This is a genomic window from Scytonema sp. NUACC21 (assembly GCF_054684315.1).
Genome location: NZ_BAAFZH010000101.1, coordinates 102,359 through 121,672, shown reverse-complemented (window position 1 = coordinate 121,672; position 19,314 = coordinate 102,359). Strand labels below are relative to the sequence as shown.

General features: G+C 43.2%; 14 protein-coding genes and 1 CRISPR repeat array. Of the genes, 6 read left to right on the top strand and 8 right to left on the bottom strand.

What is annotated here, in order from left to right:
- The first annotated feature begins 76 nt into the window (after window positions 1-76).
- A complete protein-coding gene (locus ACYRY3_RS33030) occupies window positions 77-1,054 on the top strand; it encodes an SDR family NAD(P)-dependent oxidoreductase (protein WP_460205892.1) in 978 nt (325 codons plus the stop codon).
- A gap of 108 nt (window positions 1,055-1,162) precedes the next feature.
- Here the strand turns inward: ACYRY3_RS33030 and ACYRY3_RS33025 are convergent, their stop codons facing one another.
- From ACYRY3_RS33025 to ACYRY3_RS33015, 3 genes are read right to left on the bottom strand one after another with little or no spacing between them, the layout of a single operon-like run.
- On the bottom strand, window positions 1,163-1,759 hold the full coding sequence (locus tag ACYRY3_RS33025; RefSeq protein WP_460205891.1) for a hypothetical protein: 597 nt from the start codon (window positions 1,757-1,759) through the stop codon (window positions 1,163-1,165).
- 5 nt (window positions 1,760-1,764) lie between these two features.
- Window positions 1,765-3,090: a radical SAM protein gene (locus ACYRY3_RS33020; protein WP_460205890.1), complete on the bottom strand. Its 1,326-nt coding sequence runs from the start codon at window positions 3,088-3,090 to the stop codon at window positions 1,765-1,767.
- Between the two features lie 4 nt (window positions 3,091-3,094).
- Window positions 3,095-4,774 (bottom strand): hypothetical protein, encoded by a 1,680-nt coding sequence (locus ACYRY3_RS33015; RefSeq protein WP_460205889.1) that lies wholly within the window; start codon window positions 4,772-4,774, stop codon window positions 3,095-3,097.
- 116 nt (window positions 4,775-4,890) lie between these two features.
- Between ACYRY3_RS33015 and ACYRY3_RS33010 the strand changes: the two genes are divergently transcribed.
- A complete protein-coding gene (locus ACYRY3_RS33010; RefSeq protein WP_460205888.1) occupies window positions 4,891-6,183 on the top strand; it encodes an NAD(P)/FAD-dependent oxidoreductase in 1,293 nt (430 codons plus the stop codon).
- Window positions 6,184-6,598: 415 nt separating this feature from the next.
- Window positions 6,599-6,901 carry a hypothetical protein gene (locus ACYRY3_RS33005; RefSeq protein WP_460205887.1) on the top strand — a complete coding sequence of 101 codons (303 nt, stop codon included), beginning with the start codon at window positions 6,599-6,601 and terminating at the stop codon, window positions 6,899-6,901.
- A gap of 301 nt (window positions 6,902-7,202) precedes the next feature.
- On the opposite strand, the gene cas2 is transcribed toward ACYRY3_RS33005, so the two are convergent.
- From cas2 to ACYRY3_RS32980, 5 genes are all read right to left on the bottom strand, one after another.
- Entirely contained in the window at window positions 7,203-7,481 is a 279-nt protein-coding gene (gene cas2 / locus ACYRY3_RS33000; protein WP_460205886.1) for a CRISPR-associated endonuclease Cas2, read from the bottom strand.
- Window positions 7,482-7,484: 3 nt separating this feature from the next.
- Window positions 7,485-8,477, bottom strand: coding sequence for a CRISPR-associated endonuclease Cas1 (gene cas1, locus ACYRY3_RS32995; protein WP_460205885.1), 993 nt, complete (start codon window positions 8,475-8,477; stop codon window positions 7,485-7,487).
- 29 nt (window positions 8,478-8,506) lie between these two features.
- Complete coding sequence (csx18, locus tag ACYRY3_RS32990) at window positions 8,507-8,785, bottom strand: CRISPR-associated protein Csx18 (protein ID WP_460205884.1); 279 nt, start codon at window positions 8,783-8,785, stop codon at window positions 8,507-8,509.
- Between the two features lie 275 nt (window positions 8,786-9,060).
- Window positions 9,061-10,289: a CRISPR direct-repeat array (repeat unit 36 nt; unit sequence GTCGCTTCTCACCTGAGAAGTGGAATTAATGGAAAC).
- A gap of 185 nt (window positions 10,290-10,474) precedes the next feature.
- The gene (locus ACYRY3_RS32985) at window positions 10,475-12,439 is read right to left on the bottom strand and encodes a hypothetical protein (RefSeq protein ID WP_460205883.1); all 1,965 of its coding nucleotides are present in this window, start codon (window positions 12,437-12,439) and stop codon (window positions 10,475-10,477) included.
- Between the two features lie 805 nt (window positions 12,440-13,244).
- Entirely contained in the window at window positions 13,245-15,362 is a 2,118-nt protein-coding gene (locus tag ACYRY3_RS32980) for an AAA family ATPase (protein ID WP_460205882.1), read from the bottom strand.
- 551 nt (window positions 15,363-15,913) lie between these two features.
- Between ACYRY3_RS32980 and ACYRY3_RS32975 the strand changes: the two genes are divergently transcribed.
- Genes ACYRY3_RS32975 through cmr4 form a run of 3 tightly spaced genes read left to right on the top strand, consistent with a single transcriptional unit; the run spans window position 15,914 to window position 19,313 of the window.
- Window positions 15,914-17,506 (top strand): Cas10/Cmr2 second palm domain-containing protein, encoded by a 1,593-nt coding sequence (locus ACYRY3_RS32975; protein WP_460205881.1) that lies wholly within the window; start codon window positions 15,914-15,916, stop codon window positions 17,504-17,506.
- On the top strand, window positions 17,491-18,477 hold the full coding sequence (locus tag ACYRY3_RS32970; protein WP_460205880.1) for a CRISPR-associated protein: 987 nt from the start codon (window positions 17,491-17,493) through the stop codon (window positions 18,475-18,477). The genes ACYRY3_RS32975 and ACYRY3_RS32970 overlap by 16 nt, the downstream gene beginning before the upstream one ends.
- Window positions 18,477-19,313, top strand: a complete 837-nt coding sequence (cmr4, locus tag ACYRY3_RS32965; protein WP_460205879.1) for a type III-B CRISPR module RAMP protein Cmr4 — start codon at window positions 18,477-18,479, stop codon at window positions 19,311-19,313. Before ACYRY3_RS32970 ends, cmr4 begins: the two co-directional genes overlap by 1 nt.
- Window position 19,314 lies beyond the last annotated feature (1 nt).

Below are 19,314 nucleotides of genomic sequence, written 5' to 3'. Positions count from 1 at the left end.
ACGCCCCTACGGTATTGGATTCAAGAGAGAAACGTTATATTACGATTATACTACATAATAGCATTAAATAATATAAATGAAACATCTTGAGGAGAAAGTAGCATTGGTGACGGGTGCTACACGGGGAATTGGCAAGGGAATTGCTGTTGGTCTCGGTGAAGCAGGGGCGACTGTGTATGTCACGGGTCGCAGTCTTGACACTGATTCCAATGGTGGCATCTCAGGCAGTCTGGGTGAGACCAAAGCAGCTGTTGAGGAAGTTGGTGGTGTATGCATTCCCGTCCAAGTAGACCACAGTAATGACGAGCAAGTACGTTTGCTCTTCAATCGCATTCAAGATGAGCAACACGGACAACTCGACCTACTGGTCAATAATGCTTTCTCAGGAGTTCAGGCATTAACAAACGCTAATGGGAAGCCGTTCTGGGATTGCGAACCCAGTCTTTGGGATGCTACTAACAATGTTGGTCTGCGGAGCCATTATATTGCAAGTGCTTTTGCTGCTGGGATGATGACCAAACGCCAGCAGGGACTGATTTGCACCATTTCCTCGTGGGGGGGTTTGTCCTACATTTTTGGCACAGCTTACGGTGTTGGCAAAGCAGCTTGCGATCGATTAGCAGCGGATATGGCTGTTGAGCTAAAGCCCCATAACATCGCCTCTGTCTCTATTTGGCCGGGTATTGTCGGTACGGAACTCTTTTCCCGTTTCGCATCTGAAATTGAGGAAAACGATACTACTGACCCAAAAAACGCATTATTCCGCGATCGCTATAACTGGGAAACTCCCTTGCTTACAGGACGTGTCATTGCTAAGCTGGCTGCAGAGCCAAATGTGATGCGCCGGACAGGACGGGTGCAAGTTGTTGCGGAACTGGCTAAGCAATATGGGCTTGTAGATTCTGATGGAAATCGTCCCGTATCGCTCCGTTCTTTGCGTTTTATTGCCCCTTTTACGTTGCCTGTACTGAGAAAGTACGCGTGGCTTGTGCCCGATCTTAATATACCCTGGTCACTGCTCTTACTGGGCGTACTTGGCTCACCGAAGATTTGATTTATTATGCAAGATTAATAAGGTGTTAAAATGTTGGGTTGCGTTGCTCTACTTATTTTTTCATCCTTGATACTTGATTGAATGTTGGGTTTCGTTCCTCAACCCAACCTACCTTTGAGAATCGACAAAAACCCGACGCCAGCCATTCAGTTCTATTTCACTAGTGGCTGGAGGTTGGCTATCGGTAGGTGCATCGCGTCGCCAGAGTTTGATTTTAACTAAGCTAGGTTCCAGAGAACGGACCAAACGCCAAACAATTAGACCATCTAGCGGTATTTTTTTGCCATCTTCACCTATTTGAAACAGGGGTATTTGCTTTCCTCCCTGTTCTAGGGAATCAAGATACCATCTACCTGTAGATAAGGTATCACCTGGTGCTCCACGGAGTGAGGCACGTAGTTGTGTTGCTACCTCTACTAGCTCTGGATTGCGGTTATGGAAAGCCGGGTTCAACTCAGGATCGTTTAGTTCCAGACCAAGCAAGAGAGCACCTCCACGCAAAGCATCTGGGTTGGGATTGTCGCTTTCAGAAACAAACTCAAAAATTAGCCCAGCAAAAAAACGGCGATCCAGATTGCGTTGGTCAAATTCCAGCCCCGGATAGCAGTTGCCAACACCACTTTCTAAGCGTGTGGTAACTGGATTACCAACCACAAGTCGGTCGGCTCTAGCTGTCAGGTTACGGGGAAAAATTTTCTCACTCATAATGGTTATGTGTGTGGGTAATCAAAAATTTCAGGACGTTCAGATAAAGCGCGATTGTAATAACGCAAGCAGTAATCCAGCCAGCCCCGGATATAATCGCAACCATGACGCCCAGATGCAATGACTTCAGCATGGCAGCCGCCACCGCAGAGGTAACGTGCCCAGCAAGAACGACAAGGTTCTTGGCGATCGACCGATCGCGCTTGCAAAAACTCCTCGCGAGCTACTTGAGAAAGTCCATCAGCTAAAGTTCCTAAGGCAAAACCGTCTTGGTCGATAGTACGGTGGCAGGTAAAGTAATTACCTTCAGCACTCACAGATACATAACTGTCTGCGGCACCACATGGCAATGGACGACAGGAACCCCGGTGAATTTCCCGCAGAGCGATCGCTAAATTAGAAAAGCGAAACTCCTGACCTTTTAACACTGCTTGCCATTCAGCTTCAGCTACCCGAATCATTTCTTGCAGAAAAATTGACCAATCCTCTGAGGTAAAAGCCAATTTCGGCTCAGGGGATGTCCGCAGAGGGCTAACGCCAATTTCTTGAAACCCAATTGCACTGAGCGCCTCGACCCGTTCTAACACTCGCAGATCGTCACGAGTTACTGTAGAACGTGCGGCTATCTTGGCTCGACCTGGATTGTTAAGTAAAGGGCGGAGGCGCTCCACAGCTGTAGCAAAGCTGCCCGTACCGGAATGGTTACTACGGTGTAAATCATGAATCTTTGCACCCCCATCAATACTTACCGACACAGCAAAAGGATTGTCTTGCAGGAGTTTAATGTCTGACTGATTTAGTAGAGTGCCATTAGTGGTGATGGAAAAGCCTACAGAAATACCGCGATGAGCCGCCAGTTCATTGGCATATTCCACACTCCGGTAAAGGGTAGGGCGATTGAGAAATGGTTCACCACCAATAAAGCCGATAGTGACTCGTCGTCCTCGGGCGCGGTCAATCAGTTGCTTGATGGTTTTCAAAGCAACTTCCACAGACATGAAACGTTGCTTTCCCCCAAAGCGTCCTTCATCTGCATAACAATAGCTACAGGCTAAGTTACACGATTGTGCCAGATTTAGAGATATAGCAGTTGGCTCTTTATCAGCGTGCCAAGGACTAACTGTTTCTCCAGCAGACGGTACAGTAGCACGTAATTCGGCGATCGCTTCTGGATTGCCATTTGCCAAGTCTGCAAAAAAATCCGGGCTAACTTCAAAAAGTTGGGAGTTTGCCATCAAAAATACTAATGGTCGATCGCCTGTTATCAAGTGAAACCAAGGTGGTGGATTCCCAGCAATTGCCGAATCAGAGTTGGCAAAAATAGATTGCATATTATTACGACTCCTGAGAATCTGAGCGCCGAGCAATAACCCTAGCTATATGCCGGCGGACTGGTGTAGCTACTGTAGATGTTGGGGAAACTTGGTTCGCGGTAAATGCTAATTGAGTTGGGGCTTGGGCGCGGAGCTTGTCCACAAACCCTAGAATTTGATTGTACTGCCGCCTTGTTAGAGATAACGCTGTCGCATCCGAGTCCCGCATATAAGGAGGCATACGCATATCATGGACGCGATCGCGTGCGATGCGAACATCCCGATGACGGGGTTCGGGTTTTTCTGGTGGCTGTTCGCTGAGTTCTGCCACCACGCCGTAGGGGGGACGCAACAAGTACTCAACCCGCATGCCGAAGGTACGCAGAAAATCAGTTAGGGCTTCCACATCTGTTAAAGATGCATGAACGCTAGCAGCAACTGCTGAGTAAGGTAAGCGGTCACGGGCTACTGGTTGACCAATCAAATCTGGCACCTTATCTGCATAAGGCTTGTCTTCAAATGTCATACTACCAAAATCAGTGCGGGGTGGCGATGTTGCAACAGATCCAGGTATACTGCTGCCTGCATTTTCATTTAATGCCCGCGAGCGATTGGCATCCAAATTTAGCAAGCTTATTGTCTCAAACACACGTTGGAAAAGATCGGCAATTTCTGAAGTAGTCAGCTGTTCGTCATCTAACTCTGGCACAGGCAAATCGCGGTCAGCTAAGTCATCAGCTAAGGTGAGGAAAGGACGGCGGTCAGGAGAAAAGTCTGGCGGTCCTGAGAAGAATCGAGCTACTGCCTTGAATCGCTCTCCACCTACTACAACAAAAGCTGTAATTATGCCATCACAAGTATCATCGACAACACCCCAAGAGAGATTGCTGTCTACAGGAGAATTCGCACTAGCCCCATCATATGTATCATACGGGTCGGGATTGTTATAACGTGTGAAATCAGCATCGTACTTGAGCCATGAGGAATTAGGGTTCAGAATCCGATTTTGTTCTAAAACGATTTCGTGTACGCGTCTAGTTCCGGGAGCAGGAGCTGTGGTAGCCGTTGGTGGTCCATAGACATGACCGTAAGCAGGGGTAAACCGAATGCGGAGTACACCCAAGTCTACCCCCATCTCCACAGCATCCACAGGGCGAATCACTTGAATTTGCCCCAGAGGTATAGGCTTATCTGGTAAAACTAAGGGTTCCAAACCTACTCCGCGTGGACTGGTTGCCAAGAGTGGATAAGGTTGCGAATCGCTAGCACGAACCTCAACTCTGGCATGAAAACCACAGCTTGCATCGCCAGTGCGCCTTACTGCTTTTAAATTTGCCGCTTCTACCACGTAAGAAACAGCATCAAGGGGTACTGCTGCTAATTCTTGAAGAAGTTTATTTGTTAGAGGAACCTCTTCTATAGAGCCATCAGCATTTTGTACTCGCGCCCATAACTCAAAAAATGGCGCGACTGGACGACAGAGGTTTTGATCCTTAAAGTGAATAATGCTAGGTAAATAGGGACGTATTGAACCATTCGGTTGGATTTCTAGACTAATTGCTGGCTCAATAATTGTTTTAGCTGCACCGTGTAAAGTTGGGTCTTCCTGCCAGGTGAAACTCTCTAATGGGATATTACTGCCACCCAAGCGACCAATAGCCATTGGTGGATAAAAGAATACTTCAAGTAATCGAGGCTGCACACAAACCCCCATCATAAATACTTGGATATAACCGAGGCTATCGTATATTCCTGGAATTTGATTGGTTAGTTAATATAAATTGTGTTAAGTATCTTTTCAGCGTTGAGTGTCAGCTTGTGAGTAGTAATAATTGGGAAAACAATATAGCGATCGCGGGGATGGGGTTGTCTGCTGCCGCCGTGGCAATGCGATTGCTCAAGTGCGGCTTCCACCCTCTATTGTTGAGTCGTGGACTGCCTCACATTCAGGGCGTTGAGGCAATTCCTGAATCAGCCTTGCGGCTATTTGATGCCCTTGATTTGACACCCGCTTTACAGATGGCAGGCGGTTTCTGGGTAGATGGATTTGAAAACGCTTGGCAAGGTAACGAATCTGCAATCACACCGGGAAGGTATATACACGTTGAAAGGTCCTTGTTGGCTCAAGCTGCGATCGCTATGGTAATTCAACAAGGCGCAACCGTAGTATATAGTAATACAATTGCACCGCTTATTGTTGAAAAAGAATTCGTGCGCTCAATTATAGATGGCGTAGAACAACGATTTGCCGCAGCTATTGACGCTACAGGACGTTCAGCACTATGGTCACGACCTATCAAACGACATCAAAGACAGATGGCACAAATTTTTAGTACTTCTGGAAATGAAAACTTACTGCGTGGGCGGATAGTCCAATTCCCAGGGGGATGGGCTTATCGCCTTGGTCTGCCAGATATCATGACCATTGGTGTTGTCAGTTCACACCATATTAACGATAAGCAGATTCAAACCCTAATTAGAGAAAATTTGTGTCTTCCCCCAATGCAACTACACTCTCTGGGGCGACGACCAGTCTCTCCACAGTGGTCAGAAGAACCTATTCAAGACCGCAGGCTAGCTGTTGGTGATGCGGTACTTGCATATAGCCCGATTGCTGGACAGGGAATTCGTTTTGCTCTATCGAGTACCTTGGCTGCTGCTGCTGTTGTTCGCACTTGGCGAGATTCACCAGCAGATCGAGATTACGCAACGCAGTATTACCGCGAACTGGTTAGCTCAGAAAGGCTCCACCATATTTCTAATATCAATTCTCTATCCGGCAATCAGCCTCTGCCGACTAACCCAACACCACCCTCTATTAGTCATACTGCACTGCCATCTATAGTTTATTACATTGGACAAACAAAAATGACAGGGCTTTACATCAATGGGTTGATTAAATGCACAGAAGCGATTGTCTTACCTGATGGCAACCTAGTTCGCTGGTTGGGTAACTTTGACCTGTTGACCGTGCGGGAATTTTGCACCAAGCCACTTCCTACTGCCAGTTTAATTGAGCAATTAATTTGGCAGCAATTAAGTCAGGCAGAAGCTCTCTACTTAATTCGCTGGTGTTTAAAACACAACATTCTCGCAACCGTAGACCTGTAAGTAAGTCAGCGAGAAAAAACAAAACTACCTAACGAAAAGTAAAATCTCCAATTTGGCTCGTAGTAGCGCTTTAGCGCATGCATCCCAACGACTAAGCAGTAACAAATACGGCATTGCTGAATTTAATAATAAACTAACTGTAAATCACAATATCCTCATAAAACTTTGAGGTTCGTACTGATGTAAAAAGTCATCCTGCAGAATGAAACTAAATACAGGGAGTAAGCAAAGCGGTACAAATAAAATGAACGGGTTTTGGTTGTTATTTGTTATTTGTCATTTGTCAGGGCGATCGCGATGTTTATATTCCTTTAACATAACTGATTTTATTTCCGCCGACTTATTTACCACCTTTGAGAGCTATGAAAGAGGAGATTTTTCTACTGTAGTAGCTTAACCTAACAAATCATTGATTGTGTTGGGTTTTGTTTCTGAAACTAACCAATCATTGATAATGTTGGGTTTCGTTCCTGAAATGTATTGTATTATGGGAAATCATCAAATTCGTAAAGAAAAATGGGAAATCATTCAAGAGAATCTTGAGAAAAGTTCGGAACTTTTGAGTGAAGTTCAGCTCTTAACAGAAGAATTGCGTGAAGATTACAGCTATTCTAGTGCTGCCAGTGAAAGACAAGAAAAGCTAGATGAACTTTATTCAGATTTAGAAGAAGCGCTGGAAACTCTTGAAAAAGCTCTTGGGCTCTTAAATGGTTATTGATTCTTGGCTTTTTTGCAATGCTGACATCTTGCACCTTCGAGTGGGAGGAGGTGGTGGGCTATGGCTGCAAAGCGCCCTTATCTTGAAATAAAGACAGTCGCGTGAAAATACTGAATTTTCAACCTTCACAACTTCTTCATTTTTTATACCTATAGTAAAGACTAGGTTCAACCAAACAAGGTTTGTTTTTGAGCCCTCTATCTAACTTTTTATTTCTAAGAACTTATGTTAATCTCCCCTTGGGTTTTTCCTGAGGGGTATTTTAATTTTAGGGAAAAGACTGGGGAGATGTGCGATCGCCTTAAATAATGATTGAATCTGGGAATTCTGTCACTGGCGGAGAACCCCAAGTTTCAATTTGGTCTAATGTGTGTCGGGTTAAAGGATAAAACCGCAAACTATCTTCTGACAATTTGACTTTTTTGCGAAGTCTTTTTCGCAGTTCATCATATTTGTTTTTATTCAGAACACACTCAAAAACTGAATATTGAACTCGCTTACCGTATCCTTCTAACAAATCTGATATTTTTTTGCGACGTTTATCACAAGGTATGTCGTATACTACCACGTAAAATAACATGACTTAGCGTATTTGATAAGGCTTATATATCTGGGTTGGATGGTAGACAAATTCTTTAAAAGCTTTGACTTGCCTTGTCATTAAATCCCAACGCGGTTGCTTTTCACCCTCTGCATCTTGAACTTCTTCCTCCAGACGCTGTAAGAAATATTTTATGTACTTGGGGCGACCGGAGTTATTGAGATAGCAGCCCCCATCATAATATTCAAAATCCTCCCGAGCATCCATAATTTTACTGTTGACCAACCATAACACTAGAGAGTCAATGATGGGGGCGCGGAACTCTTCAATCAGATCGGAAGCAAGAGCAGCATGACGTTCTGTTCCTTGATGCAAACAAGCATGGTAAGGGTCTAGTCCCTGAAGTTCAATCAGTGTGAGTAAGTGATTCCATAGAATTTGGTAACCAAAACTCAGCATTGCGTTGACAGGATTTCCCGGTGGGCGGCGACTGCGTGCTAAAAATACAAAGTTGGGGCTATTTAAACACTCGCCAAATGCAGAAAAATATTGTGCAGCCCCAGCACCTTCCAATCCCATCAGTCGCTCAATTGTTTCTGCTTCTTCTGCTTTCTTTACCAGATGCTCTAGACTTTTAATGGCTAATTCTGCGGTTCCTGAAGGATTGCGTCGTTGCTGTCGCATCAAAAAAGTCCGGCTGTTTTTGAGTTTTACCTGAACTATTTTTTGCGCTACTATCAAGCGTTCAACGGATGTGAGTTGTTGCTGATAGCGAGAAAGTTGCCGATATCCCCGCTCAATGGGCATAATTCTACCATAGCAGTATCCCATTCGCGACAAATAAGCAATGGGGATATCTTGCCAGAGACAAGCACGGATGGCTTGGGTAGTTATTTGAGATTTACCAAATATCAGTATTTGCTCTAACAGAGGTAATTGTACTTCGCCGTGGATGGTTTCTCCTTGTTTGACTATTAGGTTTTCGCCTTTCAGAGTGATGTAACAACCTTGTCGGGAAACATATAAAGTACGCATATGAAAACAGAGAGAAGAGACAAGAATGTTTATCTAGTTTGATTGGAATTATTTGGACGAGACACCATTTGAGATTGGGAAGAAATTACCTCAGATATTAAGGTTTTAATTTGTGATGGCTGCAAAAAGTGGATGATGCGATCGCCTGCTGTTGCATTGACAAAAGTAGCAACAGTCACAAGAAGCGTGTTAGTAATCACTGCAGCCAATCCTAGAGGTGCGATTAATAGGATAATGAGAGTGATAGTTCCATTCAGGAGAGCTACAGCTAAATTGCGAACTAATGCAGCACGAGTAGAGATATACATACGTGTGATGTTTGATGCTTCGGTAATGTGTTCTATGTCTAAGGTAGTTTGTGGTTTTTGATTTGACTAGTCTTTTCATGCGAATGACGAAAATATTGCGGCAGGGTCGGCAAAACCTGGAAAAGGTTATTCTTTGGTTGACCCCGCCGAGATCTCTCCTAGTAAGGGTTTCAGCGTTTTTTATCCCCTGGTTTCAGCGGAAAATTGCTCTCCTCTCAGACCCCGTCGCAAACGGCATCTGGACATCAGACAGGGTAAGGGTTTAAATTAGAGGGGTCGCTTCTCACCTGAGAAGTGGAATTAATGGAAACTGAATTACATACAGGACATCGCCTGGAATGAATACTTGTGGGTCGCTTCTCACCTGAGAAGTGGAATTAATGGAAACACTGTTTGATATGTTGGCTTATCAAGCGATTATGCTATCGTCGCTTCTCACCTGAGAAGTGGAATTAATGGAAACAAGTAAGTTGTGAATGGTATGCTCTGTTTATTCCACTCGCGTCGCTTCTCACCTGAGAAGTGGAATTAATGGAAACGTTTCACTATGTATTTAAAGTGGGCATCTAAGTTAGCGTCGCTTCTCACCTGAGAAGTGGAATTAATGGAAACAATGTCGTTGATTATTGTAGACGCTGATTCAAATGTCGCTTCTCACCTGAGAAGTGGAATTAATGGAAACTCGTTATTCCAGTAAACGAAAATAGCACCTGGATGTTCGTATAGTCGCTTCTCACCTGAGAAGTGGAATTAATGGAAACTCGCATACTTTACCAGTTATGTTATTCACTCCAGATGTCGCTTCTCACCTGAGAAGTGGAATTAATGGAAACAGTAGCAAGTCAATTCTTTAATCAGGATATTCCTATCAGGTCGCTTCTCACCTGAGAAGTGGAATTAATGGAAACGAGTTATAGCAACCCAATTAATGAGCAAGTATGCGCTGCAGTCGCTTCTCACCTGAGAAGTGGAATTAATGGAAACTGCGGGTTCTTCTACAACTGCAGGTACATCAACCTGGGGTCGCTTCTCACCTGAGAAGTGGAATTAATGGAAACAAAAGCAGGCGGCCGACGGCGGCATCGATGCCCGCAGTCGCTTCTCACCTGAGAAGTGGAATTAATGGAAACAAATTGATTGTTCTGCATACCCAGTTGATGGTCTGTCGCTTCTCACCTGAGAAGTGGAATTAATGGAAACTTTTTGACTTCTGTGTTGATGTGTTTGCTAGAAGCATAATGTCGCTTCTCACCTGAGAAGTGGAATTAATGGAAACCCTAGAAGCCAATGAGTAAGCAAAAGGTAAGTTTTCCTTTGCATGTCGCTTCTCACCTGAGAAGTGGAATTAATGGAAACGCATATTCGATTTCATCCTTGAAATCTCTGCCCACAATACGCAGTCGCTTCTCACCTGAGAAGTGGAATTAATGGAAACTTTCTAGATGCAAAAATGTCTCTTAACTGCCCTGTCGCTTCTCACCTGAGAAGTGGAATTAATGGAAACAGATAGCAGGAAGGGGGTATTAAAAAAGCCAATCAACAAATCACCTCCATAAGCAAACACCCCAGTTAACCAAATGACTGGGGTGTTGCTTTGTTAACGTGAGCGATCGCATAAAAGCCTACTTGCATGAGACCAATTTGCAATTCGCGCTAACAGTAACTCACAATTTCGTAAAAACGTATCAATTAAAAACTACCAGGGTTGTCGTCAAGTGCTAGCAGAAAATTAATGAGATCTGTTTGTTGCCTGGGATTAAACCCAGCTTGTCTATCTACATAAAATTCGTGACCTGTACCATCAAGGTTACTACGCACTAAACCAGGGTTAGCTTTGTTAGCTTGCACAACTAAAGCACGAAGTTCGCGATCGACCAAAGCACGCAAGCTACTTGCAGCATCTGCTGGTATGCCTTGACTGAGAGTGTTAGTTAAACCTAAACCACTTGGATCGACAAGAGTAAAGCTACCATTTGGATGAACTGCCAGACTTCCGGCACGTACTGCTACACCACCATCGTGCAAATATGGTGCGCTCAAATAGAGACCGCGTAGGGAAGGAGTTTTGTAACCCCCATCCGGCAATAGACCTTCAGGTAAAGTCGTGGGTTGCTCAGAGATACCTTGCGTTGGCACATCCAGTTCTTCGGCGTTAGCAGGTATGGGAACAGGAGTATCAAAAGTGTATAGCTTTGGTGGCACTAACGAGTTATTCAGCGCTAGGCGGGACTGAGCACGGGCTGGGTTAGTACGAATTTTATCAAGCGGATGAATTTTATTGTCGGTAAAGAAGGGGGAAATGTGACAAACTGTGCAATTGGCTTTCTCAAACACTTTTGCCCCTCGCTTAACAGAATTACTGTTCAATGCTTGCCAATTTTCCGGTGTGCGGTTGGCAGGTGGTACTAAGCTATTTTGGAAAGCAGACATGGCATTGTTAGCAAATAGGAAAGTGCCACTAGCAACATCATCTGAGTTTCCAGTATTAGGGCTAAAAATTAAACCGTTCGATGTAAACAGGTTGGGTTGTAGATTTGGATAAGTTCCGCTACCGGGAGCAACAACTTGGTCTTCTAATTCTGCTTTGACAATATCTGGTGCAATTGTCCGCAACCACTCTGAGGGTTTTACTGTAACTCCTTCCGGTAAACGTAATCTTGGATCGGCAGCATTCTGAAGAGTCGTACCAATATAGACTTCTGGGTCAATGCCAAGAGTTTTTGCAATGAATTGTGCAGATGCTATGACATTAATTTCTGAAGAGTGAACACCATTATTGAGAGCACTCAATCCTCCAAATGGACCAACAGCGGCTTCTCCAGACCAACCATAAGGACGACTCTTAAACGTGAAAACATTGGGAATTTGGGTGGTATTTTTAATGCCATCTGTTGAACTCTCGAAATTACCAAAAGGTAAGTCTAGTAAGATATCATCAAAAGCTTTCTCAAACTTCTCGGGATCTGGTAATTTTACTAAATTTCCCTGACTGTCAATAATAGTTTTGCCATTACCTTGATATTGTGGGTCTAGGGGATTGATTTGCGTGCGTGAAAATCCTGCAGCTGAATTTGGTGCTAAAGCAAGAAAGAAGGGAAAAGCAATTTCACTATTTGCAACACCCAGAAGGCGTTTACCCTCCTTTGAAAGACCTGCATGACATAGCGCACAGGTAATATTGCCATTTGGTGCAGATCCTAAGGTGGTAGTGCTTCCTTTTTCGACCTTTAAGCCTGTGTTGATAACAGTTCCTCTCGCAAACGTCCGACTACCCAAGGTAATATCTTTCAAGAGAGTAATTTGTAAATTTTTCGTTGGCCGACCTTGCAAATTGGAAATTGCTACAGCGAATTCATCTGCTAGAAGATTTGTACCTTGTCCAAGACCGAATATCCCTTGCAAACCAAATGTGTCACCAATTTTGCGGTTGAGAAATATATCTTCACCTATTGCAATTAATTCTTGAGTGATTTCAACTGCTCCAACTCGCTGGTAAGAACTGGCGTCGTTAGAGTCGAGCCCTTTACTTGCAACAAGTTCTGACGCTTCTTTTGGGCTTAGCAGTTTGCCAAAATAATCGTAATAGCCTAACGGTTGACTGGGTGCGGGTTGCAGGAGGTTGACCTGGGCGAAAGTTTTTTGACTTGTCGTCAAAATATTTGATAGAACTATACTACAAAAACTAATTAAAAAAACACAAATCAGTAAGAAGAACTTAGCTTTGAAAGCATATACTCTCCTTACGATTCCAAAAGCAGGATGATGTTTTTTCATTGCGTATTATGGAATGAAGTTAAATAACTTTAGATAGACATAACATAGAAACAAGGTATCTATGTACAGACAGATATATTTTTTTAGCTTCCGTCATTTATCATGATTGATTTTGATTGACGGCATAGATGACAACTGTTCTATATATTGAATAAATCTGAAAGAAAGCAACCTCCGAATTCAATTTGGAGGCTTCAGCAAAAACTTAGGTTTAGTTGAAGCCTGGTTTACCTGACTCAGTACTGAAAGTTCGCGTGTCTTTACGTAAGACCGATTGAAGAATACAATACTTTTCTCTATAGTAGAGTTGTTGCCAAATTGCCATATATAAAACAATACAGTTCAGTTAAGGTTAATGTGTAAAAAATCACGTATGTAGAGACGCGCCATGGCGCGTCTCTACGTTGTGTTATCGCTCCGGATTTTGGTGTTATTTGAACCGTATTGATATATAAAATGTAATCACCAGCTTCTGTTAGTACCAGTGTCTAAGGGAGTAAGGTATTGCGTGACTACAATATGGTCTATGTACTCGAAAATTCCTGTAATATTTTTTCACGATAATCGGCATACATACAAATTTTGTAAAGACGCGCTGTTTGAAGCGTCTCTACATTATGATTTGTATTATCTTTTGCGTACAATGGTATAAGCTTTTGTCAATTGCAATCCATATCACGATTTGCTAATCCTGATAAACCCGAACAATCGCCTCACCAATTCCCTTAACCTTATCCAACAATTCCTGTGGTTGTATTACCTTAACATTTCCCCCGAAGCCAACTATCCAACGGAAAAAATCCACATCATTTAAAGACCATTTAGGTAATACAACTTGAAAACGATTGGGAAAGTAACGATCGCCTGTTTGTTTGAGGCAAAACATTGACTTTGGCAGAGTTAATTTGCTGCGTTCTCCAGGTAAAGACATCTTCATTTGGTTGGCAGAATATCTTTTTGTGCCCTCTGCGACAAAGCGAAATGTACTATCATTAAACCACAATTCCACTGTTAGACAAACCTTTTCACGTTCTTGTTTGTTCTTGCTAAGAAATTGATGCTGGTCACTGACAGTACACCCTAAAAAAATTCCCGCACTGGCTGTAAATAACTGCTGTAACTTCTGCAAAGACTTTTCTTGTTCCCGTCTTAGGCGTACTGTTGTTTGAGGCTGACCCATAAACAATCTATCCAAGCGTTCAAAACGAAACAATCCAGAATTTTTCCCACCTTGGCATTCATAACCCAAGTACCACGCCAAGTTATAAAACACAATTTGCAGAGGAAACGCACAGAAAAACCCTTCCTCATCACCGACAAACTTTCCACCACCAGGGAAGCGGTTTAATTCCAAGAGTTGTCCGTTTGCGATCGCCTCCTCTAAATAGTGTAAATTTCTAGAAAGGGCATCTTTTGGCAGAAAGTCCGGGTTAACGATACAGCGATTGCCAATTCCCCGTACCGGATAGACCTCAGCAAATCCCAGTTTACTCCTTGCCATGCGGTCAGCAAATGTCTCATAAATCTCCAATGCAACTGGGTCTTCAAGACTTTTCGCTTGGGACTGAAGAACACCAAAAACTTCCATGAGTTCTGATTGTGATAATATCGCCGTCCCTGCAAAGTAGCCATCTCGCAGGGGGAAATTAGGTAATATCTTATACGGCTTTAGTACCTTCTCAATATCCTTACGGACAGTATCTATGCCATCACCGTCAATAATTCCATTGTCCCTCAGTGCGATCGCCAAAGTTTTTAAACTACTCTGCCCGGAATTTTGCAAATATGGATGATGCAGAATGAAGCGAATTGTTTGCACCAGACGTGTAAAGGTGTCTAAATCCGAGTAGGAGTGAGTGGGGAATGGAGAGGAAGGGAGATGGGAAGCAACAGACAAGGGGAGAAGGGGAGAGGCGGGGATGGTGTTGACACCAATTAGACTATTTTGCTCCAACCAACGTAAATCAGATGCGATGGCGTTTTTATCTGAGTATATCTTCCCGCACAACCTCTCCATAAAAGCGCTGAATTCTTCTACAGAACTTGCAAATTCGGGAACTATGCCAAAAATCTTTTCCACCACACTCGGGTCAGTTGCTTGCAAATTCCCGATTCCCGGATAGCGGATAATCAAAGAAATCAGGTGCATCAAACGTTCAAAGTCCAGAAGCTTGCTGTAGGAATGTAACTTAACGTGACGATTGCGGTTGGTTCGGTTGATGAGGCTGCGGGAAAGACCTTTCAATTGAAGTTTGATGTGTTCAACGTCGAACCCAGGAGATGAGGGATCGATAGAATTAACCACTGCAAAACCTTCCGCTGCTATGGGAGGGAAGTCTTGCAGGGACTTATACATTGCCTCAATCACGACATTTGGAACTTTCCTATCCCGTTGTTCGTTCCACGCCAAGCAAGTTTCAATGGGGGTTTGTAAATACCAGCCAATCCAGGTGGGAGATGTGGAGGAGGGAAGAGGGGGAAAGTTTTTCTCATCATCCCCTTGTCCTTCCTGATGACAAGCACTTAACTTTAACAGCAATGCCATCCGCCACGCACGTTTGGCGTTTGTAGCATCATAAATCACAGCTTTGCCAGATGCGATCGCACTTACAATCTGCGAGATAGCATTTTTCTCTACCTCTGACCATTCTCCTTGGATACTGGCATCACCATACAGTTGTTCGCGAATTGCGTCAGTAGAAACAACGCAATAGTTACCCAGTTTCGCTAACTGTGCAGTCAAGGTCGATTTACCGCTACCAGGAATACCAATGAGAAAGTGACAGATAGGAGATTTGGACATGGGGTGATGAGTATGTGAGGATGTGTTGATTTTAAAAAGGTTGTCTTGTTTCGTCTAGATTTGTCAAGCGAACGACGATTTGCTGGCAGCAATGGCAAAATATCACACATCTTATCGACCTAACCCCCCTGCCCCCCTTCCCTGAGAGGGAATGGGGGTTTTAAAGCCTCTCTCCTCATAGTAGGGTAGGCACTGACCACCTTCCCTTGATTGAGAACGTGTAAAATGTCAGGGCAACAGCAAGGATAGAAGAACTAGATACAGCATTTTTCAAGGTAAATGAAGTACGTCCGTAGGGGCGTTAGCGTAGCTTGCCGACGAAGGAGGCATACGGTTGTTCGCCCTTACAACTGGTGACAAGCCTGAGAAAATTTCGTCATTCGCATCAGAAGCCATTTACATTTTAGATTTTTGAGCCAAGATAGAAACAACAGCAGGCACTGACTAAAGCTTAGACAGAAATCATGACTGCCCACAATTGTTAAGTGATAATAAGATTTATTTTTTAGACGTGGATTTACTGAGGCTAGTCTAACGTTACAGCATTTATTATGACAAACGTGCATATTACCAATAGTATGACTGCGTTCAAGTATACTGCCATTACCTTTGCCCCTGTCCAAGGATTTATTGAGAAATCCCGCAAACTCCGAGATTTGTATGGAGCATCTTTAATTCTCTCTCATCTAAGTAAAAAAATAGTTGATGCTGCTAATCAACAACCTCATATTGAAGTCATTTCTCCTGGACTCCCCAGTGTTGAAAAAGGGATGCCCAACCGGATTTTGATCAAAGGAGAATTTTCCGAGAAAGACGCTAGGGAAACTTTACTGTCTGCATGGAAAACCATATTGAAAGAATGTCGCTACTGGATAGAGAAGAATTTACCTATATATGAATATCACTGGGAGAGGGAGTGGACAAACTGGGGAAACTACGCTTGGGAAATCTTTTGGGGAACTGGGGAAAGTATCCAAGCAGCAATGGATGATTTAGAAACTCGCAAACTCTCCCGTGGATGGACTGGTGTTAATTGGATTGGAGAAAGTTCTAGTCTGACCGGTACAGATGCGATCGCATTTCCGGGATTAGGTGCAGAACAAAGAAACCCCAATCATCGCAATTGGACGGTAGAAAAAAATGATATTAAAACATTTTATGAACAACTTTCTTGCTTATTAGAAAATTTACCATTAAATAGCAAGCCAAAAGGCAAATTTCTATCTCCTGAGGAGAAATTAAGCATACCTGAACTAGTCAAACGACTGGTAACTAGACAGGATATTTCCGAAACAGTTGGTATGTCCGGTCTTGAAGAAGGATTTCAGGAGATTTATCGGAGACCAGAAGTTAAACACCAACAAGGAGAAGGACGTTGGACTGGCTGGTTTATGGGGGATGGCGATAAAGTTGGAGACCACCTTAAGAAACTTGCTCAAGAAAAGGATGGTGGAATTAAAGAATTTAGTGAAGCCATGCGCGATTGGGGTAAAAAGTTCAGCGATGAATTCCCCAAAGAATTAGGAAGAATTGTTTATGCAGGAGGTGATGATTTTTTAGGAGCCATTTTTTCTGAGAAAGAAAAAGAGCCTATCAAAACACAAGATGTACTTACCTGGTTAATGAAATTTCCTCAAAAATGGCAAGAACACGGGCGGAAAATCACTGTAAGCGTTGGATTTGTTTGGGCTGGTCATAGCGTACCTCAACGAGATGTGTTGCAACATTGTCGTCAAGCAGAGAAAGTTGCAAAATCTTTAGGAAGGAACCGAGTTACTATCAGAATTGTATTTAACAGCGGGCAATATGTTCAATGGACTTGTCCTTGGGATTACTTGGATATATTAAGCAAATATCAAGACCGAGAAGGTCAAAAGAACTGGAGCCATATTTATAATGATTTAGCCCAGTTACAAGCCCGCAGAGCTTTTAATACTGATAAAAAAACTTATGAAGAAAAATTTATTCAAGAATTCTTTGATATTTACTTTCCTGGGGAAGGCAAAAAATTGAGTGAATATGAATTTGCAAAGTACATAGTTGGATTTAGCGATGATGACGATGGTTATGAAAGAGCAAAAGCCACAATAGATTGGATGAGTGACTTAATTCATGTAGGCTGGCATTTATGTTTAAATACTTAATTAGCATTAATCCTTTGGGATTCATGTATGGAAGTTTCGGTGCTTTTCTTTCAACAGAGAATTTAGTCGGGCTTTCTGGCTCGAAGTTTCCTCCAGAAGCATCTACCCTATCAGGATTATTTTTTAGTGTTAACAAAACTAAAAAACAGTTTTCACAAGAGGAATTGAGGAAAAACTTATTCGTCTCCGGTCCGTTTTGGGCAAAATGCCATGACAAGCAAGATTTCTTTGTGCCAATTTCTTGGAATAAAATCATTGCTAAAAAAGGGATAGATGAGTGGATTTTAAAAGATGGGGAATGGCACCGTCAAAAGCAGGACGAGAAATTAGAACCAGATTACCGATGGCAAACCATAACTTCTTGGGGACATCCCCCTAAAGCCCTCAAAGATAATAAATCCATCTCCGATCATCCCTGGAAATTCGTCCCTTTTCTTCATCCCAAGATTAAAGAATCAGAACGGTGTGTTGAAGGCTCAGACGGGTTATTTCTGGAAAACTCAGTACAAATGTCAGAAGAGACTTGTTTGGTCTATCTCTCTACTTACCCTCTTGAAAACGGTTGGTATCGGTTTGGGGGAGAAAATCACATTGTAGAGATAGAGTGCGAAGAGATTGCAAGAAAGAAAGTATTAGAGCTTTTCAATAAACCGATTAAGCGCACCTTTGCCTTAATTGCACCAGGCGTTTGGGGTTCCACTCGTTTTTCCCACCGCTACCCACAACACGATCGCTTCCCTAAAACGGTGCAGATGCTAACTGATAAACCTCTACCTTACCGTTATCGTGCTCAAGGACAATTGGGAAGGGGGCGTTATGCAGTCCCGGCTGGTAGTGTCTGCGTTCTGGAAGAACCTTTAAATAAGCCTTGGTGGGACTGGGAGGAAGAATGGTTTCCCAATGAGGGTTACAGCCTCAAACGTGTGGGATGTGGTCTGTGTTTGCCAATAGAAATTCAAGGAGTTGCATAATGTACAAAAAAGCGTATGGCATCATTGAAACTTTAGCACCGCTACATGTAGGTGCAACAGCCGGAGAAGAAAGCGGTAATTTAAACCTGATTTTCCGCGACCAGTTTACCCAAACGGGTATTGTTCCGGGTAGTTCCTTGCGGGGTCGTCTGCGATCGCAAATGCGCCTCGAACACGGAGAAAACGATGCAAATTACTGGTATGGAAATTCAGTAGTGTCAGAACAGTCAGAAATAAATAACGAGTCTATTGTCAAATTTGAATACGCTTCCATCCTGTGGCTACCTGTTTTTTGTCCCGGACAACCGATTGTTTGGGTTAGTTGTCCGCATTTACTCAAACGCTACCAACGCATAGCTGGAGATTCTGTCAAAGTCAATAACAAGGGACTCAAAGAGATAGACATCCCCGAACCATACACGGGCTCAAGAAATTTAAAAGCACGAGAATCTCAAGGCAAAAAAACTCTATTCTTCAACTTGGGTTTCTTGACCATTAATAAAACCGCAGACTTATCACCTTGGTTTCCTACAGGAAAAGAAATGCCAGCGGTGGTCGTAGGAGATAGTGATATATCTATGATTCACGACATGGCATTATACCGTCAGAGCCGTGTCAGATTGAAAGCCGACCAAAAAGTTGTTGATGGTCCGGGGTTTTTTAATACAGAAGCTTTGCCAGAAGGCACAATCTTAGTCTTCCCCATAGCGCTGAAGGATGACAAATCGGGTAAAAAGTGGGAACCATTTGGTAGCAATGCAAATACAGATATTTACCTTGGTGGATTGGAATCCATAGGCTTTGGTCACTGTCATTTAACTTTAAAAGGGGTCTAGC